This is a genomic window from Pseudomonas sp. B20(2017), from assembly GCF_002113125.1.
Taxonomy (GTDB): domain Bacteria; phylum Pseudomonadota; class Gammaproteobacteria; order Pseudomonadales; family Pseudomonadaceae; genus Aquipseudomonas.
Window position 1 is genome coordinate 161,501 of record NZ_NEJP01000008.1, and the last position, 21,477, is coordinate 182,977.

The window sequence follows — 21,477 nt, forward strand, 5'->3', positions numbered from 1 at the left end:
AGCGGCGTCATGCAGTTGATTGAACATTCCGACTCGCCGCGCTACATCCGTCTGCACGAGCGGGACAACGTAGTGGTAGTGGTCAACGACCAGGGCGTGCCTGCGGGCACTGAATTCGCCGATGGCCTGGTGACGGTGGACTTTGTCCCGCAGAGCCACAAGGTCACCCTCGAGGACATTCCCGAGGGCGGCACGGTGATTCGTTACGGCCAGATCATTGGCTATGCGCTGCAGCCGATTCCCCGTGGCAGTTGGGTCAAGGAAGATCAACTGCGCATGCCGACTGCGCCGCCGCTAGACAGCTTGCCGCTGTCCACCGAAGTGCCGGATGCTCAAGCGCCGCTGGAAGGGTTCACGTTCGAGGGTTATCGCAACGCCGACGGCACCGTCGGCACGCGCAACATCCTCGGGATCACCACCACCGTGCAATGCGTCACCGGGGTGCTGGATCACGCGGTGAAGCGGATCAAGGATGAGATGTTGCCGAAGTACCCGCACGTCGATGACGTGGTGGCGCTGACCCACAGTTATGGTTGCGGCGTGGCCATTACGGCCACCGACGCCTACATCCCGATCCGCACCGTGCGCAATCTGGCGCGCAACCCGAACCTCGGTGGCGAGGCATTGGTGATCGGTCTGGGCTGCGAGAAATTGCAGGCCGCACAGGTGATGCACGAGGACGACGCGTCGGTGGATCTGAGCGAGCCATGGCTGTATCGCTTGCAGGATTCCAGTCACGGTTTCACCGAGATGATCGAGCAGATCATGGAGCTGGCCGAAGTCCGCCTGAAGAAACTCGACCAGCGCCGCCGGGAAACCGTGCCGGCGTCCGAGCTGATCCTCGGCATGCAGTGCGGCGGCAGCGATGCGTTTTCCGGAATCACCGCCAACCCGGCGCTCGGTTATGCCTCGGACTTGCTGCTGCGGGCGGGGGCGACGGTGATGTTTTCCGAAGTCACCGAAGTGCGTGACGCCATTTATCTGCTGACTTCACGGGCCCAGAGCAAAACCGTTGCCGAGGAACTGGTGCGCGAGATGGACTGGTACGACCGTTACCTGGCCAAGGGTGAGGCGGATCGCAGTGCCAACACCACGCCGGGCAACAAGAAGGGCGGGTTGTCGAACATTGTCGAGAAGTCGTTGGGCTCGATCGTCAAATCCGGCAGCAGCGCGATCAGCGGTGTGCTCGGCCCTGGAGAGCGCTTCAAGCAGAAGGGTTTGATTTTCTGTGCGACGCCAGCGAGTGATTTTGTCTGCGGTACGTTGCAACTGGCGGCGGGGATGAACCTGCACGTTTTCACTACCGGACGTGGCACGCCGTATGGTCTGGCGATGGCGCCGGTGGTGAAGGTTTCGACCCGTACCGAGCTGGCGCAGCGCTGGCCGGATCTGATCGACATCGATGCCGGGCGGATTGCTACCGGGCGCGCGACCATCGAAGAACTGGGCTGGGAGCTGTTCCACTATTATCTGGATGTGGCGAGCGGCAAGCAGCAGACGTGGGCGGAGAAGCACAAGCTGCATAACGACATTACGTTGTTCAATCCGGCGCCGATTACCTGAGACCGAGTCGCCTGCATCGCGAGCAAGCTCGCTCCCACACTGATCTACATTGATGCACAAATTGTCTAATCACTGTAGATCTGTGTGGGAGCTGGCTTGCCAGCGATAGCGTTCTACCAGACGCCGGAGTTCTCAGTGGCTTATCATTGGCCCCCTGACGACGCTCATCTCCAAGGCTCCCCGGCATGCTGGCAATTTTCCTCGAAACCCTGAACATCACCGCGCCGGTGTTTGCCATGCTGTTTCTGGGTGTGCTGCTCAAGCGCATCGACTGGATCAACGACAATTTCATCCACACGGCTTCGTCGCTGGTGTTCAACGTCACCATGCCGGCGCTGCTGTTTCTCGGCATCCTGCACGCCGACCTTCACGCTGCGTTGCAGCCGGCATTGCTGATCTATTTCGCCCTCGCCACGCTGATCAGTTTTGCGGTGGCCTGGGGCTGGGCGATTTTCCGCTGTCCGCGTGAAGATCGCGGCATTTACACGCAAGGTGCGTTTCGCGGCAACAACGGGGTGATCGGCCTGGCGCTGGCCGCGAGCATGTATGGAGACTACGGGATTTCCCTCGGGGCGATCCTCGCGGCGCTGGTGATCCTGTTCTACAACACCCTGTCGACCATCGTGCTGGCGGTGTACAGCCCGGTGATCAAGTCCGATCCGTGGAGCATCTGCAAAAGCGTAGTCAGCAATCCGCTGATCATCAGCGTGATCGCAGCGGCACCGTTCGCTTATTTCAAGATTGGTCTGCCGGGCTGGCTGGAAACCTCCGGCCAGTACCTGGCGCAAACCACGTTGCCGCTGGCGCTGATCTGCATTGGCGGCACGCTGTCGCTGGCGGCGCTGCGCAAGAGCGGCAACATGGCGCTCAGTTCGAGCCTGGTGAAGATGGTCGGCCTGCCGGTGATTGCCACGCTGGGCGCATGGCTGTGGGGCTTTCGCGGGGCGGAGCTGGGGATTCTGTTCCTGTACTTCGGCAGCCCGACCGCCGCCGCCAGTTTTGTCATGGCCCGTGCGGCGCAGGGCAACCATGAGCTGGCGGCGGCGATCATCGTGCTGACCACGTTGATGGCGGCGATCACCACCAACATCGGGATCTTCTTCTTGCAGTGGGGCGGGTGGATCTAGCCTGAGAACTGGTTTGATCTTTCGGGCCTCTTCGCGAGCAAGCCCGCTCCCACATTGGATCTGTGGTGATCACAAAGCCTGTGTGGGAGCGGGCTTGCTCGTGAAGGGGGCAGAGCTGTCACTCAGGCTTCTGGTAACTGTCGATCACTTCCTGCGCCGCGCGAAACGCATCGATCGCCGCCGGCACGCCGGCGTACACCGCGCAATGCAGCAGCGCTTCACGGATCTCATCGACCGTGCAGCCGTTGTTCAATGCGCCGCGCACATGGCCTTTCAACTCCTGCGGGCACTTCAACGCGGTCAGCGCGGCGAGGGTGATCAGGCTGCGGGTCTTCAGCGGCAAACCTTCGCGATTCCACACGCCGCCCCAGGCGTGTTCGTTGACGAAATCCTGCAACGGTTGGGTGAACTCGGTGGCATTGCCCAGCGCGCGGTCGACAAACGCGTCGCCCATTACCTGACGGCGGATTTCAACCCCGGATTTCTTCGATTCGGTCATGGCACATCCCTCTTGTGGTGTTGGCGGCGCCAGGCGCGTACGGACGTGAAAAACAGAAACGCCAGCAGCGTCGGCAGCACATAAAACAGCATCAATCGCTCAAGTTTGCCGGCCAGTGGCATGCCGGTGGTGAACGACACCACGTGCAGTCCATAAGCCAGATACAAACCAAGCAGCAACAGACCTTCAGCGCGGGTTACGCGGTAACCGGAATAGAACACCGGCAGGCACAGCGCGGCGACGCCGAGCATCACCGGCAGGTCGAAATCCAATGCGTTCGGCGAGACCGACAGCGGCGTCGGCGCGATCAGTGCGGTGAGGCCCAGCACCCCGAGCAGGTTGAACAGGTTGGCGCCAATCACGTTGCCCACGGCAATGTCTCGTTGGCCGCGCAGCGCGGCGATCAGCGAGGTGGCGAGCTCAGGCAGCGAGGTGCCAACCGCGACCACGGTCAGGCCGATCACCCGTTCGGAGAATCCCAGATCAGTAGCGACGACCACGGCTGCACCCAGCAGCAAGTGCCCGGCAAACACCAGCATGCCCAGACCACCGACAATCATCAGCAGGCTGGTGAGCCACGGTGCCTGCGGATCGTGGGGCTGGTCGGAATGCGGGCGGGTCGAGTGCCGCGACTGGCGCAGCAGTAATCCGAGATATAGGGCGAGGGCGCCGAGTAACAGAATGCCGTCGAAGCGCCCGAGTTCTTCATTCCACGCCAGTACGAACACCAGCAGGCTGGCGCCGATCATCAACGGGATGTCGAGGCGCACCAATTGCCGCGATACCCGCAGCGGAATGATCAGTGCCGACAGGCCGAGGGTGACGAGAATGTTGAAAATACTGCTGCCGATCACGCTGCTGACGGCGATGTCCGGCGTGTGTGCCTGCACGGCTTGCAGGCTGACGGCCATTTGGGGGGCGCTGCTGCCGAGGGCGACGATGGTCAGGCCGATGATCAGCGGTCGTACATGCAGGCGCGCGGCCAGGCGCACGGCGGCGCGCACCATCAGCTCGGCGCCGGCGATCAGCAGGAACAGCCCGCTGAGCAATTCGATCACGCTGATCAAGGGTAAGTCGGTCAGTCCGAAAATGGTGGACGCTCCATCAGTCGTCGAGGGCCTGGATCCGGACCCGGGCGGTTCCACTGCGCAGCATACCGAGCTGTTCGGCCGCCGCACGTGAAACATCGATCAGGCGGCCACGGGTGTGCGGGCCACGGTCGTTGATGCGAACCACGACGGATTCATCGTTTTTCAGGTTGGTAACCTTCACCCGGGTGCCGAATGGCAACTGGCGGTGGGCGGCGGTCAGGGAATTCTGGTTGAACGCTTCGCCGCTGGCGGTGCGTTTACCGTGGTGCTTGGCACCGTAATAGGAGGCGACGCCGGTCTGGTCGTAACCGTGCGGGTCGATGGTGTCGGTGCTGGCGCAACCGGCCAGCAAAGAGAGCAGGGCGCAGGCGCCGAGCAGACGTTTCATTCGAAAGCTCCCAAATAACAATGTGGGAGCGGGCTTGCTCGCGAAGGGGGACTCACATTCAACATATCTGCTGAATGTTACGCCGCTTTCGCGAGCAAGCCCGCTCCCACAGGGATTGGAGCCAGGCTTTGGATCTGGCTCCATTGTGGTCAGCCTTCGAGCTTGCTTTTCAGCAGTTCGTTCACTTGCTGCGGGTTGGCCTTGCCTTTGGAGGCTTTCATGGCCTGACCGACGAAGAAACCGAACATCTTGCCGCGCTTGGCTTCGTCTGCCGCACGGTATTGCTCGACTTGCTCGGCGTTGGCCGCGAGCATTTCGTCCAGTACCGCCGAGATTGCGCCGGTGTCGGTCACTTGCTTCAGGCCGCGTTTTTCGATGATCTCGTCTGCGCTGCCTTCGCCGTTGGCCATCGCTTCGAACACCACTTTGGCGATCTTGCCGGAGATGGTGTTGTCCTTGATGCGCTGCAGCATGCCGCCAAGTTGCTCGGCCGAAACCGGCGAATCCTCGATGTCCAGGTTCTGCTTGTTGAGCAGGCTGCCCAACTCGACCATCACCCAGTTCGCCGCCAGTTTGGCGTCGCCGCCGATGCTGGCGACCTTCTCGAAGTAGTCCGCCTGCTCACGGCTGGTGGCCAGCACGTTGGCGTCGTAGGCCGACAGGCCGAACGCACTCTGGAAGCGCTCGCGCTTCTGCGGTGGCAGTTCCGGCAGGGTGGCGCGCACGTCATTGAGGAAGGAATCCTCGATGACTACCGGCAGCAGGTCCGGATCGGGGAAGTAACGGTAGTCGTTGGCTTCCTCCTTGCTGCGCATCGGACGGGTCTCGTCCTTGTTCGGATCGTACAGACGGGTCTGCTGGATCACTTTGCCGCCGTCTTCGATCACGTCGATCTGACGCTGGATCTCGGAGTTGATCGCCTTCTCGATGAAGCGGAACGAGTTGACGTTCTTGATCTCGCAGCGGGTGCCGAATTCAACCTGGCCTTTCGGACGGATCGACACGTTGCAGTCGCAACGCAGCGAGCCTTCGGCCATGTTGCCGTCGCAAATCCCGAGGTAACGCACCAGCGCGTGGATCGCCTTGACGTAGGCCACGGCTTCCTTGGCGCTGCGCATGTCAGGCTCGGACACGATTTCCAGCAGCGGCGTGCCGGCACGGTTCAGGTCGATGCCGGTGGCACCGCTGAATTCTTCGTGCAGGCTCTTGCCGGCGTCTTCTTCCAGGTGCGCGCGGGTGATGCCGACGCGTTTGACCGTGCCGTCTTCCAAGGCGATGTCCAGGTGGCCCTTGCCGACGATCGGCAATTCCATCTGGCTGATCTGGTAGCCCTTCGGCAGGTCCGGATAGAAATAGTTTTTACGGGCGAACACGTTGTGCTGACCGATCTCGGCGTCAATCGCCAGACCGAACATCACCGCCATGCGCACCGCTTCCTGGTTCAGTACCGGCAGCACGCCGGGCATGCCCAGGTCGATCAGGCTGGCCTGGGTATTCGGCTCGGAGCCGAACGTGGTGGAACTACCGGAAAAGATTTTCGACCGGGTGGTGAGCTGGGTGTGAATCTCCAGCCCGATCACGACTTCCCATTGCATGTGTGTCTCCTCAGAAGCCGGTTGGGGTGCGGGTGTGCCAGTCAGTGTGTAACTGATACTGGTGGGCAACGTTCAACAGGCGACCTTCCTGGAAATACGGCGCGAGCAGCTGTACGCCAACCGGCAGACCGTCGACGAAACCGGCCGGCATCGACAGGCCCGGCAGGCCCGCGAGGTTGGCGGTGATGGTGTAGACGTCTTCCAGGTAGGCAGCGACCGGGTCGCTGTTCTTGGCGCCGAGTTTCCAGGCCGGGTTTGGCGTGGTCGGGCCGAGGATGATGTCGACTTCATTAAATGCCGTCATGAAGTCGTTCTTCACCAAGCGACGGATCTTCTGCGCTTTCAGGTAGTAGGCGTCGTAGTAACCGGCGGACAGCGCGTAGGCACCGACCATGATCCGGCGCTGCACTTCAGGCCCGAAGCCTTCGCCACGGGAGCGCTTGTACAGGTCTTCCAGGTTCTTCGGATCTTCGCAGCGGTGGCCGAAGCGCACGCCGTCGAAACGCGACAGGTTGGAGGATGCTTCTGCCGGGGCGATCACGTAGTACGCAGGAATCGCGTGCTGCATGTTCGGCAGGCTGATTTCCTTGATCACGGCACCGAGCTTCTGCAGCTCCTTGATGCTGTTCTGGATCAGCTCGGCGATGCGCGGGTCGAGACCGGCGCCGAAGTATTCCTTCGGCACGCCGATGCGCAGGCCTTGCAGCGAACCATTCAGACCGGCGGCGTAGTCCGGCACCGGCTCATCGATGCTGGTGGAGTCGTTCGGATCGAAGCCGGCCATACCTTGCAGCAAAATCGCGCAGTCTTCGGCAGTGCGAGCCAAAGGGCCGCCCTGATCGAGGCTGGAGGCGTAAGCGATCATGCCCCAGCGCGACACGCGACCGTAGGTCGGTTTCAGGCCGGTGAGGTTGGTGAATGCAGCCGGCTGACGAATCGAACCGCCGGTGTCGGTGGCCGTTGCGGCGGGTAACAGACGAGCGGCAACCGCCGCCGCCGAGCCACCGGACGAACCGCCTGGTACGTGTTCCAGGTTCCACGGGTTTTTCACCGCGCCGTACCAGCTCGACTCGTTGGCCGAACCCATGGCGAATTCGTCCATGTTGGTCTTGCCCAGAGTCACGGTGCCGGCGGCGGCCAGCTTCGACACCACGGTGGCGTCGTACGGGGCTTTGAAGTTGTCGAGCATCTTCGAGCCGCAGCTGGTGCGGATGCCCTGGGTGCAGAACAGGTCTTTGTGAGCGATCGGCGCGCCCAGCAGCGCGCCGCTCTCGCCATTGGCCCGGCGCACGTCGGCGGCTTTCGCCTGCTCGAGGGCCAGCTCTTCGGTGAGGCTGATGAAACTGTTGAGCTGCGGATCGAGCTGGGTGATACGCGCCAGCAGGACTTTGGTCAGCTCTTCGGAAGAAAACTTTTTATCGGCGAGACCGCGGGCGATCTCGGCCAGAGTCAATTGATGCATTGCAGGCTCTTTCCCTTTAGTCGATGACTTTCGGAACCAGGTACAGGCCGTTTTCGACCGCTGGTGCGATGGACTGATAAGCCTCGCGGTTATTGCTTTCGGTCACGACGTCGGCGCGCAGGCGCTGACTGGCTTCCAGCGGGTGGGCCAGCGGCTCGATACCGTCGGTATTGACCGCCTGCATTTCGTCGACCAGCCCGAGAATGCTGTTGAGGGCCGAAGTGATGTGTGGAAGATCGGCGTCATTCAGACCAAGGCTGGCCAGATGAGCGATTTTTTCCACGTCGGAGCGTTCTAGCGCCATCGGGTTTCTCCAGTGGAAAACAGGACGGACGGCGTCCGTGTGTTAGATTGTCGGAACACTACCGCACTTCTACGGTCATAAGGCCGCGATTGTGGGGCTTGGTGCACAGAAAAGCGGCCAATTTAACATATTGGCGCCTTGCCCAAAATCCCTGTCGTTGTTAGAGTTTGCCGCACTTTTTTACCCACGCGTTGCCTAGGGTCCCTTTCCCATGTTCAAGAAACTGCGTGGCATGTTTTCCAGCGATCTTTCCATTGACCTGGGCACTGCCAACACCCTTATTTACGTGCGCGAGCGCGGTATCGTCCTGAATGAACCATCGGTTGTGGCCATTCGGACACACGGTAACCAGAAAAGTGTCGTTGCTGTCGGCACCGAGGCCAAGCGCATGCTCGGCCGTACGCCGGGCAACATTGCTGCCATTCGTCCGATGAAAGACGGCGTGATCGCCGACTTCAGCGTCTGCGAAAAGATGCTGCAATACTTTATCAACAAGGTTCACGAAAACAGCTTCCTGCAGCCTAGCCCTCGTGTGCTGATCTGCGTTCCATGCAAGTCCACCCAGGTTGAGCGTCGTGCCATCCGTGAATCGGCCCTTGGCGCCGGTGCCCGTGAAGTGTTCCTGATCGAAGAGCCGATGGCCGCTGCGATCGGTGCCGGCCTGCCGGTTGAAGAAGCCCGCGGTTCGATGGTCGTGGATATCGGTGGTGGTACTACCGAAATCGCGCTGATCTCCCTGAACGGTGTGGTCTATGCCGAATCCGTACGCGTTGGCGGCGACCGCTTCGACGAAGCGATCATCACCTACGTGCGCCGCAACTACGGCAGCCTGATCGGCGAATCCACCGCCGAGCGCATCAAGCAGGAAATCGGCACGGCCTACCCGGGCGGCGAAGTTCGCGAAGTCGACGTTCGCGGTCGCAACCTGGCCGAAGGCGTTCCACGCGCATTCACCCTGAACTCCAACGAAGTGCTGGAAGCTCTGCAAGAGTCTCTGGCAACCATCGTTCAGGCCGTGAAAAGTGCTCTTGAGCAATCGCCGCCGGAACTGGCTTCCGACATCGCCGAGCGTGGCCTGGTGCTGACCGGTGGTGGCGCGCTGCTGCGTGACCTCGACAAGCTGCTGGCCCAGGAAACCGGTCTGCCGGTGATCGTTGCCGAAGATCCGCTGACCTGCGTCGCTCGCGGCGGTGGCCGTGCATTGGAAATGATGGACAAGCACACCATGGACCTGCTCTCCAGCGAATAATCGCCGGGTGCAATACGTGGGTGAGCGCGCAGGCAGCACTTTGCAGTGCTGCCTGTTGGCGTTTATCTTCAGTCAGTCTTCATCCAGGCCGGTTTGATGCCGTATGAATAAACAGAACATTTGCCTGGGAGGAGCGGCTTATTAAACCGCTTTTCGCCAAGGGCCCCTCACTGGGCGTGCGCTTGTTGGTGCTGGCCGTACTGTCGGTCGCGCTGATGGTCGTTGACGCGCGTTTCAGCCTGCTTAAACCCGTACGCAGCCAGGCCTCGCTGGTGCTGATGGACGCCTACTGGATTACTGACCTGCCCGGACGGTTGTGGGAAGGTATCGCCAGCCAGTTTGGCAGTCGCACCGAGCTCGTCGCCGAAAACGAAAAACTCAAGTCGGAGAACCTGCTGTTGCAGGGGCGCATGCAGAAGCTTGCCGCTCTCACCGAGCAGAACGTCCGTCTGCGCGAGTTGCTCAATTCCTCCGCACTGGTCAACGAGAAGGTCGAAGTGGCCGAGCTGATCGGCATGGACCCCAACCCTTTCACCCATCGCATCATCATCAATAAAGGTGAGCGTGATGGCGTGGTGCTCGGTCAGCCGGTGCTCGATGCTCGCGGTCTGATGGGGCAGGTGGTCGAGCTGATGCCTTACACCTCCCGCGTATTGTTGCTGACCGACTCGACTCACAGCATTCCCGTGCAGGTGAACCGTAATGGTCTGCGGGCGATCGCCAGTGGGACGGGCAACCCGGAGCGCCTTGAGTTGCGCCATGTTGCCGATACTGCCGATATCAAGGAAGGGGATCTGTTGGTCAGCTCCGGCCTGGGTCAGCGTTTTCCGGCCGGTTATCCGGTGGCAACGGTCAAGGAAGTCATCCACGACTCCGGCCAGCCTTTCGCCATTGTTCGCGCCGTGCCGACCGCCGCACTCAATCGCAGCCGTTACCTGCTGCTGGTATTCAGTGACAACCGCACTGCCGAAGAACGTGCCAACGATGCTGCGCAGGCCCAGGAAAACCTCGATGCCTTTGGTGGCGGTCCGGTGATTCCGTCCACGGTGCCGAAAATCGTCACCCCGCCTGCCGCAGCAGCAACTCCTGCCACGGCGACGTCGCCTGCTGCACCTGCTGCCAGCACTACACCGGCCAAACCCGCTGCAAGCAAACCGCCTGCAGCCACACCAGCGGCCAGCAAGCCACCGGCGAATCAGCCGGCGGCTCGACCAGCGGCCAAACCGCCAGTCACTGCGCCGGCGACCACCGGGAGGCAAGAATAATGGTCGGGGCTACCGCATCGCGTAATGGCTGGATTGTCTGGCTGACGTTTATTGTCGGCATTCTGCTCAGCGTGTCGCCATTGCCCATTTTCATGGAAATTCTGCGCCCGCTGTGGCTGGCCTTGCTCCTGACCTTCTGGGCTTTGTATTTGCCGCACACCGTCGGCATGGTCACGGCGTTCTGCCTGGGACTGGCCGAAGATGTGCTGCAAGGCGATCTGCTCGGTCAGAACGCCTTGATCCTGACCTTGATCACGTTTCTGGTGCTGTCATTGCAGCAACGCCTGAGAATGTTCCCGATGTGGCAGCAGAGTCTGGTGATCCTGGTGATTTTCGGCCTCGCCCAGCTCGTACAACTCTGGCTCAGTGCCTTGACCGGCAACCGTCAGCCGACCCTCGCGCTGGTCCTGCCGGCACTGGTCAGTGCCTTGCTCTGGCCATGGGTCAGCTTCGCTTTGCGTGGACTGCGCCGGCGCTACAAAATCAACTGATTCGGTCAGGCATTTGCCCGCACCTCGACAGGGAGATGTCTTGATGAAAAAGCTTTACCTCGCCTCAGGATCGCCGCGTCGGCGTGAATTGCTCACGCAGATCGGCATCCCGTTCACCGCCATCAGCGCGGATATCGATGAAACCCCTCTCGCCAATGAATCCCCATCGGCCTACGTCGAGCGCCTGGCGCGCGGCAAGGCCGAGGCCGGGCGGCGCACCGTCGTTTGCGACGTAGCGTTTTGCGTGCTGGGCGCCGACACCGCCGTGGTGCTGGACGGCAAAATTCTTGGCAAACCGGTGGACGAAGCCGACGCATGCGCCATGCTGATGATGTTGTCCGGCAAAGAGCATGAAGTGCTGACGGCGATTGCCGTGCTCGACGGCGAGCGCTGCGAGTCGCGGGTGGTGCGCAGTCTGGTGCGGTTCCGGTCGATCAGCCGCGAAGAAGCCGCCGCCTATTGGGCCAGCGGCGAGCCCCGAGACAAGGCGGGTGGCTATGGCATTCAGGGGCTAGGCGCGGTGTTCGTCGCCGGCCTAAATGGCAGCTACTCGGCGGTCGTCGGCTTGCCGGTGTGTGAAAGCGCAGAACTGCTCGGCCATTTCGGCATACCCTGTTGGCAAACCCTGAACGCGCAATGAGCGTCGAACGGACAAGATGCGGCCATTATCGTGAACATGCCTGAACGAGACCCTGCCATGAGTGAAGAGATTCTGATCAACATCACGCCGATGGAATCGCGCGTGGCGGTGGTCGAAAACGGTGTGCTGCAAGAAGTGCACGTCGAGCGTACGCAAAAACGCGGGATCGTCGGCAACATCTACAAAGGCAAGGTGGTCCGGGTGCTGCCGGGCATGCAGGCGGCGTTCGTCGACATCGGCCTGGATCGCGCAGCCTTCATTCATGCCTCGGAAATTTCCCTGCGCGAAGGCCCAGCGGTGGAAAGCATCAGTTCCCTCGTTCACGAAGGCCAGAGTCTCGTGGTGCAAGTCACCAAGGACCCCATCGGCTCCAAGGGCGCTCGCCTGACCACGCAACTGTCGATCCCGTCGCGCTATCTGGTGTACATGCCGCGCACGGCTCACGTCGGCATTTCTCTGAAGATCGAAGACGAAGCCGAGCGCGAACGCCTCAAGCAGGTGGTCAGCGATTGCGTGGCCAAAGAAGGTATCAAGGAGGCAGGCGGCTTCATTTTGCGTACCGCCGCCGAAGGTGCCGGGGCCGATGAGATCCTGATGGACATCCGCTATCTGCGCCGCCTGTGGGATCAGATCAACGAACAGATCAAGACCATCGGTGCACCGAGCGTCATCTACGAAGACCTCGGCCTGGCGCTGCGCACCCTGCGCGATCTGGTCAGCCCGAAGATCGAGAAGATCCGCATCGATTCCCGGGAAACCTTCCAGAAAACCACGCAGTTCGTCGCCGAACTGATGCCGGAAATCGCCGATCGTCTGGAACACTACCCCGGCGAACGACCGATCTTCGACCTGTACGGCGTCGAAGACGAAATCCAGAAAGCCCTGGAGCGCAAGGTGCCGCTGAAGTCCGGCGGTTATCTGGTGATCGATCCGGCGGAAGCCATGACCACCATCGACGTGAACACCGGGGCGTTCGTCGGTCATCGCAACCTCGAAGAAACCATCTTCAAGACCAACCTCGAAGCCGCGACCGCGATTGCCCGGCAGATGCGCCTGCGCAATCTGGGTGGGATCATCATCATCGACTTCATCGACATGGAAGATGAAGAGCACCAGCGTCAGGTGCTGCGTACCCTGGAGAAACAACTGGAGCGTGATCACGCCAAGACCAACATCATCGGCATCACCGAGTTGGGCCTGGTGCAGATGACGCGCAAGCGCACCCGCGAAAGCCTCGAACAAGTGCTGTGCGAACCGTGCAGCAGCTGTCAGGGCCGGGGCAAGCTGAAAACCCCGGAAACCATTTGCTACGAGATTTTCCGCGAGATCCTGCGCGAAGCCCGAGCCTATCAGGCCGAGGGTTATCGGGTGTTGGCGAACCAGAAAGTCGTGGATCGCTTGCTCGATGAAGAGTCCGGTAACGTTGCCGAACTTGAAGGTTTCATCGGGCGCACCATACGCTTCCAGGTAGAAACCATGTATTCCCAGGAACAATATGACGTGGTGCTGCTCTGAACCCCTGCGTCACCCTTTTCCTGAAACGGCTGGCCTCAGCTTTTTGCAGTATTTTTGCCATGGGAGCCAACTGACATGGAACGTCTGACACGCATTTTGGCCACACTGACCCGCTGGGGTTTGGGCCTGTGCGCGTTGGTTCTGGTATTGATGGCGTTGTACGTCAGTCTCGGCCGGGAACTGACGCCGCTGGTGGCCGAATACCGCGCCGACATTGAAGACAAGGCCGGTGCGGCTCTGGGAATGCCACTGCAGATCGGCGAACTGGAAGGCAACTGGAACGGATTCGCCCCGATCCTGCTGGCTCACGACGTGATGGTCGGTGATGGCGCCAATGCCTTGCGTCTGGATCGAGTGCGTGCGGTGCCGGATCTGTGGGCCAGTTTGCTGGCCCGTGAAGTGCGCATCGCCCATCTTGAACTCAACGGCCTGAAGATCAGCCTCAAGGAAGGGGAAGACGGAAAGTGGGCGCTGGAAGGGTTGCCGGTGCAACAGGATCAGCCCATGGATCCGGAGCAACTGTTCAACCGCATGCAAATGATTCAACAACTGTCGGTGCTCGACAGTCAGGTGACCTTGCAACCGCTGGAGCAGAAGCCGCTTACCCTCACGTATGTCGGCCTCAATCTCAAGACCGGCACCAGCCGCCAGCGCCTCGATGCACGGTTGACCCTGCCTGACGGCCAGCCCGTGGCGCTGAGCCTGCGCACGCGGATTCGCCCAAGTCAGTGGCAGGACAGCGAAGTGGAAGGTTATGTCAGCCTGCCGCAGAGCGACTGGTCGAAATGGCTGCCCGAGCGCCTGACGCAGCAATGGAATTTCTCCGAGATCAAGGCCGGTGGCGAGCTGTGGGTCAACTGGCGCGAGGGGGCGTTGCAGAGTGCTGCGATCCGTCTCAACGCGCCGCAATTGACCGGCGCCTACGCTGAACGCAAGCCGATCCAGATCAACAATCTGGCGCTCAACGGCTATTTCCAGCGCGGTCCCGAGGGGGCCACTGTCACCCTTGATTCGCTGGCGATGAATTTTGGCGAAACCCGCTGGGAATCGCATGTCCAGATCAAACAGACTGCCGCCACCGACAAGACCGAAGAGCTCTGGCATCTGCAGGCCGACCGGCTCGACCTGACCCCGATCACTCCCTTGCTCAATGCCCTCGGCCCGTTGCCCCAAGGCTTCGCCACCGTGGTCGAGCGCCTGAAAGTGACCGGCGGTCTGCGTAACGTGCTGCTGGATTTACGGCCGAACGCCACCGACGACAGCAAATTCAGCTTCGCCGCCAACCTCGATCAGGTCGGTTTCGACGCCTATCACGGCGCTCCGGCCGCGCGGAATGTCAGCGGCAGTCTCAGCGGCAACCTCGGCGGCGGCGAGCTGCGCATGGACAGCAAGGATTTCGTCCTGCACCTCGATCCGATTTTCGCCAAGCCGTGGCAATACATTCAGGCCAACGCCCGGTTGACCTGGAAGCTCGATAAAGAAGGTTTCACCCTGATCGCGCCGTACCTCAAGGTGCTCGGCGAGGAGGGCAAGATTGCTGGCGACTTCCTGATCCGCCTGCATTTCGATCACAGCCAGGAAGACTACATGGACCTGCGGGTCGGCCTGGTGGACGGCGACGGTCGCTACACCGCCAAGTACCTGCCGGAAGTCCTGAGCCCGGCCCTCGACGAATGGCTGCGCACGGCGATTCTCAAGGGCGCGGTGGATCAGGGCTTCTTCCAGTATCAGGGCTCCCTGAACAAGAACGCCGGGGAAGCGGATCGCAGCATCAGTCTGTTCTTCAAGGTGCACGACGCCGAGTTGGCGTTCCAGCCGGGCTGGCCGCACGTGAGCAAGGTCAGCGGTGACGTGTTCATCGAAGACAGCGGCGTGCGGATTCTCGCCAGCAAGGGTCAGTTGCTCGACACTCAGGTCAGCGATGTCTTCGTCAATATTCCTCATGTGCCGAGCGGTGAACACAGCCATATGTTCCTCGACGGCAGCTTTGCCGGCGGGCTGGGCGATGGCCTGAAGATTCTTCAGGAGGCGCCGATCGGCACCGCCGATACCTTTGCCGGCTGGGAAGGCGAGGGTGATCTGCAAGGCAAGCTCAAACTCGATGTGCCATTGGCCAAGGGCGATCAGCCGAAAATCCTCGTCGACTTCAAAACCGCCAATGCGCGATTGAAGCTGGCCGAGCCGAAACTCGAACTGAGCCAGCTCAAGGGTGATTTCCGCTTCGACAGCGCCAAGGGCCTGAGCGGGCAGAACATCAGTGCCCGGGCCTTCGATAAACCGGTCACCGCGCAGATCTTCGCTGATGGTGGCCCCGGCAAGCTCAAGACCCGAGTGGCGGCGTCAGGGCAGGTCGAGGTCAAGAAACTCACTGACTGGCTGGGTGTCACTCAGCCGTTGCCGGTGTCCGGGACCATTCCCTATCAGCTGCAGGTAAATCTGGACGGGGCCGACAGCCAATTGATGGTCAGTTCCAGCATGAAGGGCGTGGCGGTGGATCTGCCGGCGCCGTTCGGCATGGCGGCCGATGTCGGGCGTGATACGGTGTTCCGCATGACATTGCAGGGACAGGAGCGGCGTTACTGGGTCACTTACGATCAGCTGGCGAACTTCACTTTCGCCGCGCCGCCGACCAGTTTTGCCGAGGGGCGTGGAGAACTGTTCCTGGGTACGGGTGAGGCGGTTTTGCCCGGCACCAAGGGCCTGCGAGTACGCGGCGCACTGTCCGAGCTGGACGTCAAACCCTGGCAGGATCTGGTGGATAAGTACGCCGGCCAGGATCCGGGCGGCAACGCCAAACAGTTGCTCAGCAGTGCGGACGTCAAGGTCGGCAAGCTTACGGCATTCGGCACCACACTGGATCAGGCGGCGGTGCAACTCAATCGCAAGCCGGGGGCCTGGACACTGGCCCTCGACAGTCAGCAAGCCAAAGGGATCGTAGGGATTCCCGACGCCAAAGCTGCGCCAATAGCGGTCAACCTTCAATATGTGCGCCTGCCGGCGCCAGACCCGACGGTGCAGGCCGACGAAAACGCGCCCGATCCTCTGGCCTCGGTCGATCCGACGAAAATTCCGGCGCTGGATATCAGCATCAATCAATTGTTCCAGGGACAGGATCTGGTCGGTGGCTGGTCGCTCAAAGTGCGCCCGACCGCCAAGGGGATCGCCCTGAACAATCTCGATCTCGGCCTCAAGGGCATTCTCTTGCAGGGCAGTGGCGGTTGGGAAGGCACGCCGGGCGCCAGCAGCAGTTGGTACAAGGGGCGGATCGGCGGCAAGAATCTCGCTGATGTGCTCAAGGGCTGGGGGTTTGCTCCGAGCGTGACCAGCGAAGAGTTTCATATGGACGTGGATGGCCGCTGGCCCGGCTCGCCGGCATGGTTGGCGACCAAGCGCTTCTCCGGCACGCTTGATGCCTCGCTCAATAAAGGTCAGTTCGTCGAGGTCGAGGGTGGAGCTCAGGCGTTGCGGGTGTTCGGACTGCTCAACTTCAACTCTATAGGCCGGCGTCTGCGTCTGGACTTCTCGGACCTGTTTGGCAAAGGGCTGAGCTACGACCGGGTCAAAGGCTTGCTGGCAGCGACCAACGGCGTTTACGTGACGAAAGAACCGATCAAACTGACCGGACCGTCGAGCAATATCGAGCTGGACGGTACGTTGAATCTCGTCGGCGATCAGGTCGATGCGAAATTGCTGGTGACCTTGCCGGTGACCAACAACCTGCCGATTGCCGCGCTGATTGTCGGCGCGCCGGCGGTCGGCGGGGCGCTGTTCCTGATCGACAAGCTGATCGGCGATCGCGTGGCACGGTTCGCCAGCGTCAAATACACCGTCAAAGGGCCGTGGAAAGAGCCGAAAATCACCTTCGACAAGCCTTTTTGAACAGCCAGTCCCTGAACCGATGGAGTAGCATGGCCGCATACCTCTTGCGGAGTACGCCATGTCTTTAGCGGTGATTCAAATGGTCAGCCAGAGCGATGTGCTGGCCAACCTGCGCGATGCCCGACGCTTGCTCGAACAGGCGGCCAATGCCGGTGCGAAGCTGGCCGTGCTGCCGGAAAACTTCGCGGCCATGGGCCGTCGCGACATCGCCGATATAGGCCGCGCCGAAGCGCTCGGCGCAGGCCCGATCCTTCCGTGGTTGAAACAAACCGCCCGCGACCTCAAGTTATGGATTGTGGCCGGCACCTTGCCGTTGCCGCCGGTGGGGCAGCCTGAGGCCAAGTCCCATGCCTGCTCGCTGCTGGTGAGCGATCAGGGCGAAATCGTTGCACGCTATGACAAGTTGCACCTGTTCGATGTCGACGTAGCGGACAATCGCGGCCGTTACCGCGAATCCGATGACTATGCTTACGGCAGTGGTGTGGTGGTCGCGGACACCCCGGTCGGGCGATTGGGCCTGACGGTGTGCTACGACCTGCGCTTCCCGGAGCTGTACAGCGAATTGCGCGCTGCCGGGGCTGAACTGATTACCGCACCGTCGGCCTTCACCGCGGTGACGGGAGCGGCGCACTGGGATGTACTGATCCGCGCGCGGGCCATTGAAACCCAGTGCTACGTGTTGGCAGCAGCCCAGGGCGGGACGCATCCGGGACCGCGAGAAACTTTTGGCCACGGGGCGATTGTCGACCCGTGGGGCCGCGTGCTGGCGCAGCAGGAGCAAGGCGAAGCCGTGTTGCTGGCCGAGCGCGACAGCAAAGAACAGGCGTCCATCCGGGCGCGAATGCCGGTGACGGGTCATCGGCGGTTTTTTTCGCAGGGCGCACAGCGACCTGCTTCAGAACACGAATTTAAGGCGTAAAACCTATGAGCGAGTTGTTGTCCTCAGTCAGTGATCACCTGTTGGCGCCCGGCGGCGTGACGATCGAGAGCCTGCAAGGCGTGCTCGGTGATCTGGCGGGTCCAGGCATCGATGCGGCCGACCTGTATTTCCAGGGGCAGATTTCCGAGTCCTGGTCGCTGGAAGACGGCATCGTCAAGGAAGGCAGTTTCAACCTCGACCAGGGTGTCGGCGTGCGGGCGCAGTCCGGTGAGAAAACCGGTTTTGCCTACAGCAATGCGATCACCCTCGAAGCCCTTGGCGCAGCGGCCCGTGCGGCCCGTTCGATTTCCCGCGCCGGGCAGAACGGCACGGTGCAGGCGTTCAGCACCCAGGACGTCGCCCAGTTGTATGCGCCGGATAACCCGCTGGAAGTCCTGAGCCGCGCTGAAAAAGTCGAATTGCTCAAGCGCATCGACGTTGCCACTCGCGCCCTCGACCCGCGTATCCAGCAGGTCAGCGTGAGCATGGCCGGGGTATGGGAGCGGATTCTGGTGGCCTCGACCGACGGTGGCCTGGCTGCCGACGTGCGTCCTTTGGTGCGATTCAACGTCAGTGTGATCGTCGAGCAGAATGGCCGTCGCGAGCGCGGCGGTCACGGCGGAGGCGGGCGTACCGACTACCGTTATTTCCTCGCTGAAGACCGTGCCATGGGCTACGCCCGAGAGGCGCTGCGTCAGGCGCTGGTGAATCTGGAAGCGATTCCGGCACCGGCCGGCACCTTGCCGGTTGTTCTGGGTTCGGGTTGGTCCGGCGTGCTGCTGCACGAAGCGGTCGGCCACGGTCTGGAAGGCGACTTTAACCGCAAGGGCAGTTCGGCCTACAGCGGGCGCATGGGCGAAATGGTTGCATCGAAACTCTGCACCATCGTCGATGACGGCACCCTGAGCGGTCGTCGCGGTTCCCTGAGTGTCGACGACGAAGGTACCCCGACCGAGTGCACCACGCTGATCGAAAACGGCGTACTCAAGGGCTACATGCAGGACAAGCTCAATGCGCGTCTGATGGGCGTGGCCCGCACCGGCAACGGTCGTCGCGAATCCTACGCACACCTGCCGATGCCACGGATGACCAACACCTACATGCTTGGCGGCCAGAGCGATCCGGCGGAAATCATCGCGTCGGTGAAGAAGGGTATCTACTGCGCCAACCTCGGCGGCGGTCAGGTTGACATCACCAGCGGCAAGTTCGTGTTCTCCACCAGTGAGGCTTACCTGATCGAAGACGGCAAGATCACCGCGCCGGTCAAAGGCGCGACGTTGATCGGCAACGGTCCGGAGGCGATGAGCCGGGTGTCGATGGTCGGTAACGATCTGGCGCTGGACAGCGGTGTGGGGACTTGCGGCAAGGACGGGCAATCGGTGCCGGTGGGCGTGGGTCAGCCGACGCTGAAAATCGATGCGATCACCGTGGGTGGCACGGGCGCGTAAGAAGGGATGGAGCTTCGGGTGGCGCGCAGTGCGGCCACCCGGTGGCGAATATCAACGCAGACCGCGTTGAGTCTCGTCCAGCTCACGGATGTACTTGAAGATCTTCCGGCTCGAGGCAGGAGGCTTGTTTTGCGCAACCTCGTGCTGGGCCTGACGGATCAGAGAACGCAGTTGCTGGCGGTCGGCGTCCGGGTAGTCGACGACGAATTTTTCCAGCACGGCATCGTCACCGGCGATCAGCCGGTCACGCCAGCGTTCGAGGTTGTGGAAACGCTCGTTGTACTGACGGGTAGAGGCATCGAGTTGATCGAGCAGGGTGAGAATCGCGTCAGTGTCCTGATCGCGCATCAGTTTGCCGATGAACTGCAAATGCCGTTTACGCGCGATGTTCGCGGTGTGCTTGGGCGCATCGGCCAGGGCCCGGCGCAAAGCGTCGGTCAATGGCAGTTTTGCCTGCAAGTCGGGCTTGAGCGTTGTAAGGCGCTCGCCAAGGTCAACCAGAGCATGCAGCTCGCGTTTGACCTGGGATTTGCTTTTTTCTCCCGTATCGAGGGAGTCGTCGTAAGAATCAACCATGGTGGCAGTCCGCAAAGAAACGCCGCCATGATAACCAGTCGGGGGCCGCTTGTCCGGCCCGGTCGCTCGAAGGCCCCAGCCGAAAGCAGAATTTGAGTGGAGATGAGCATGAGTGCAGTTGAAAGCGTCGGCCCACAGGCATTGCCGGCACTGCAGGAACAGGTCGAGCAGATCATCGCCGAAGCCAAGCGTCAGGGTGCCAGTGCCTGCGAAGTAGCGGTGTCGCTGGAACAGGGCCTGTCTACGTCGGTGCGTCAACGTGAAGTCGAAACGGTCGAGTTCAACCGCGATCAGGGTTTTGGCATCACGTTGTATGTCGGCCAGCGCAAGGGTTCGGCCAGCACCTCTGCCACCGGACCGGATGCGATTCGCGAGACTGTCGCTGCGGCGCTGGCGATTGCCAAGCACACCTCTGAAGACGAAGCCTCGGGCTTGGCCGATGCCGCGCTGATGGCCCGGGATATTCAGGATTTCGACCTGTTCCACCAGTGGGACATCACTCCGGAGCAGGCCATTGAAAAGGCATTGCTCTGCGAAGCCGCCGCGTTCGATGCCGATGCCCGCATCAAGAATGCCGATGGCACCACGTTGAGCACCCATCAGGGTTGCCGCGTGTATGGCAACAGTCATGGTTTTATCGGGGGTTACGCTTCGACCCGGCACAGCCTGAGCTGCGTGATGATTGCCGAGGCTGATGGCCAGATGCAGCGCGATTACTGGTATGACGTCAACCGCCAGGGCAGCTTGCTGGCGGATCCGGTGAGCATCGGGCAGCGTGCCGCACAACGGGCGGCGAGCCGTCTGGGTGCGCGTCCGGTGCCGACCTGCGAAGTGCCAGTGCTGTTCTCGGCAGAGCTGGCGGGTGGGCTGTTCGGCAGTTTCCTGTCGGCGATTTCCGGCGGCAGTCTGTACCGCAAGTCGTCGTTCCTCGAAGGCACCCTGGGGCAGAAGCTGTTCCCGGAATGGCTGACCATCGACGAGCGTCCGCACCTGATGCGTGCCATGGGCAGTGCGTCGTATGACGGTGACGGTCTGGCGACCTATGCCAAACCGTTCGTCGAAAAGGGCGAGCTGGTTTCGTACATCCTCGGCACCTATTCCGGTCGCAAACTCGGCATGCCAAGCACCGCCAACGCGGGCGGCGTGCATAACCTGTTCGTCACTCATGGCGATGAAGACCAGGCTGCGTTGCTGCGGCGCATGGGGCGTGGCCTGTTGGTCACCGAGTTGATGGGCCATGGTCTGAACATGGTGACCGGTGATTACTCGCGCGGTGCGGCGGGTTTCTGGGTCGAGAACGGTGAAATCCAGTTCGCGGTGCAGGAAGTGACCATCGCCGGCAACATGCGCGACATGTTCAAGCAGATCGTCGCGGTGGGTAACGATCTGGAGCTGCGCAGCAACATTCGCACCGGTTCGGTGTTGATCGAGAAGATGACTGTCGCGGGCAGTTAAGCCTCCGTCAG

Annotated in this window: 18 protein-coding genes; 11 read left to right on the forward strand and 7 right to left on the reverse strand. The window is 61.4% G+C overall.

The genetic code is table 11. The features are described from left to right. The first annotated feature begins 9 nt into the window (after window positions 1-9). Both garD and CAF63_RS14030 read left to right on the forward strand, forming a co-directional pair. Entirely contained in the window at window positions 10-1,563 is a 1,554-nt protein-coding gene (garD, locus tag CAF63_RS14025; protein ID WP_085685695.1) for a galactarate dehydratase, read from the forward strand. Between the two features lie 185 nt (window positions 1,564-1,748). Then, window positions 1,749-2,690: an AEC family transporter gene (locus CAF63_RS14030; protein ID WP_085685697.1), complete on the forward strand. Its 942-nt coding sequence runs from the start codon at window positions 1,749-1,751 to the stop codon at window positions 2,688-2,690. 118 nt (window positions 2,691-2,808) lie between these two features. On the opposite strand, the gene CAF63_RS14035 is transcribed toward CAF63_RS14030, so the two are convergent. The 6 genes from CAF63_RS14035 to gatC all read right to left on the reverse strand — a co-directional run bounded on the left by CAF63_RS14035 (window position 2,809) and on the right by gatC (window position 8,029). Continuing rightward, window positions 2,809-3,189 (reverse strand): carboxymuconolactone decarboxylase family protein, encoded by a 381-nt coding sequence (locus CAF63_RS14035; RefSeq protein WP_085685699.1) that lies wholly within the window; start codon window positions 3,187-3,189, stop codon window positions 2,809-2,811. Continuing rightward, window positions 3,186-4,247 carry a calcium/sodium antiporter gene (locus CAF63_RS14040; protein ID WP_085685845.1) on the reverse strand — a complete coding sequence of 354 codons (1,062 nt, stop codon included), beginning with the start codon at window positions 4,245-4,247 and terminating at the stop codon, window positions 3,186-3,188. The genes CAF63_RS14035 and CAF63_RS14040 overlap by 4 nt, the downstream gene beginning before the upstream one ends. Before the next feature lie 46 nt (window positions 4,248-4,293). After that, window positions 4,294-4,668 (reverse strand): septal ring lytic transglycosylase RlpA family protein, encoded by a 375-nt coding sequence (locus tag CAF63_RS14045; protein WP_085685701.1) that lies wholly within the window; start codon window positions 4,666-4,668, stop codon window positions 4,294-4,296. 149 nt (window positions 4,669-4,817) lie between these two features. Beyond that, complete coding sequence (gatB, locus tag CAF63_RS14050) at window positions 4,818-6,263, reverse strand: Asp-tRNA(Asn)/Glu-tRNA(Gln) amidotransferase subunit GatB (protein ID WP_085685703.1); 1,446 nt, start codon at window positions 6,261-6,263, stop codon at window positions 4,818-4,820. Window positions 6,264-6,273: 10 nt separating this feature from the next. Next, a complete protein-coding gene (gene gatA, locus CAF63_RS14055) occupies window positions 6,274-7,725 on the reverse strand; it encodes an Asp-tRNA(Asn)/Glu-tRNA(Gln) amidotransferase subunit GatA (protein WP_085685705.1) in 1,452 nt (483 codons plus the stop codon). Between the two features lie 16 nt (window positions 7,726-7,741). Then, the gene (gene gatC, locus CAF63_RS14060) at window positions 7,742-8,029 is read right to left on the reverse strand and encodes an Asp-tRNA(Asn)/Glu-tRNA(Gln) amidotransferase subunit GatC (protein ID WP_007953612.1); all 288 of its coding nucleotides are present in this window, start codon (window positions 8,027-8,029) and stop codon (window positions 7,742-7,744) included. A 211-nt stretch (window positions 8,030-8,240) separates the two neighbouring features. On the opposite strand from gatC, the gene mreB reads away from it, so the two are divergent. The 8 genes from mreB (at window position 8,241) to tldD (ending at window position 19,435) form a co-directional block, all read left to right on the forward strand. Next, window positions 8,241-9,278, forward strand: a complete 1,038-nt coding sequence (mreB, locus tag CAF63_RS14065; RefSeq protein WP_002555108.1) for a rod shape-determining protein MreB — start codon at window positions 8,241-8,243, stop codon at window positions 9,276-9,278. A 140-nt stretch (window positions 9,279-9,418) separates the two neighbouring features. After that, the gene (gene mreC, locus CAF63_RS14070; RefSeq protein WP_085685707.1) at window positions 9,419-10,543 is read left to right on the forward strand and encodes a rod shape-determining protein MreC; all 1,125 of its coding nucleotides are present in this window, start codon (window positions 9,419-9,421) and stop codon (window positions 10,541-10,543) included. After that, entirely contained in the window at window positions 10,543-11,034 is a 492-nt protein-coding gene (gene mreD / locus CAF63_RS14075; protein WP_064593386.1) for a rod shape-determining protein MreD, read from the forward strand. The genes mreC and mreD overlap by 1 nt, the downstream gene beginning before the upstream one ends. A 43-nt stretch (window positions 11,035-11,077) precedes the next feature. Then, window positions 11,078-11,674: a nucleoside triphosphate pyrophosphatase gene (locus CAF63_RS14080; RefSeq protein WP_085685709.1), complete on the forward strand. Its 597-nt coding sequence runs from the start codon at window positions 11,078-11,080 to the stop codon at window positions 11,672-11,674. A gap of 57 nt (window positions 11,675-11,731) precedes the next feature. Next, complete coding sequence (gene rng / locus CAF63_RS14085) at window positions 11,732-13,189, forward strand: ribonuclease G (RefSeq protein WP_085685711.1); 1,458 nt, start codon at window positions 11,732-11,734, stop codon at window positions 13,187-13,189. A 75-nt stretch (window positions 13,190-13,264) separates the two neighbouring features. Then, a complete protein-coding gene (locus CAF63_RS14090) occupies window positions 13,265-17,068 on the forward strand; it encodes a YhdP family protein (protein WP_085685713.1) in 3,804 nt (1,267 codons plus the stop codon). Between the two features lie 58 nt (window positions 17,069-17,126). Next, the gene (locus tag CAF63_RS14095) at window positions 17,127-17,987 is read left to right on the forward strand and encodes a carbon-nitrogen hydrolase family protein (RefSeq protein ID WP_085685715.1); all 861 of its coding nucleotides are present in this window, start codon (window positions 17,127-17,129) and stop codon (window positions 17,985-17,987) included. A 5-nt stretch (window positions 17,988-17,992) separates the two neighbouring features. Continuing rightward, window positions 17,993-19,435: a metalloprotease TldD gene (gene tldD, locus CAF63_RS14100; RefSeq protein ID WP_007953601.1), complete on the forward strand. Its 1,443-nt coding sequence runs from the start codon at window positions 17,993-17,995 to the stop codon at window positions 19,433-19,435. A 51-nt stretch (window positions 19,436-19,486) separates the two neighbouring features. On the opposite strand, the gene yjgA is transcribed toward tldD, so the two are convergent. Next, window positions 19,487-20,011, reverse strand: a complete 525-nt coding sequence (yjgA, locus tag CAF63_RS14105) for a ribosome biogenesis factor YjgA (RefSeq protein ID WP_007953598.1) — start codon at window positions 20,009-20,011, stop codon at window positions 19,487-19,489. 108 nt (window positions 20,012-20,119) lie between these two features. On the opposite strand from yjgA, the gene pmbA reads away from it, so the two are divergent. Then, entirely contained in the window at window positions 20,120-21,466 is a 1,347-nt protein-coding gene (gene pmbA / locus CAF63_RS14110; protein ID WP_039769277.1) for a metalloprotease PmbA, read from the forward strand. Window positions 21,467-21,477 lie beyond the last annotated feature (11 nt).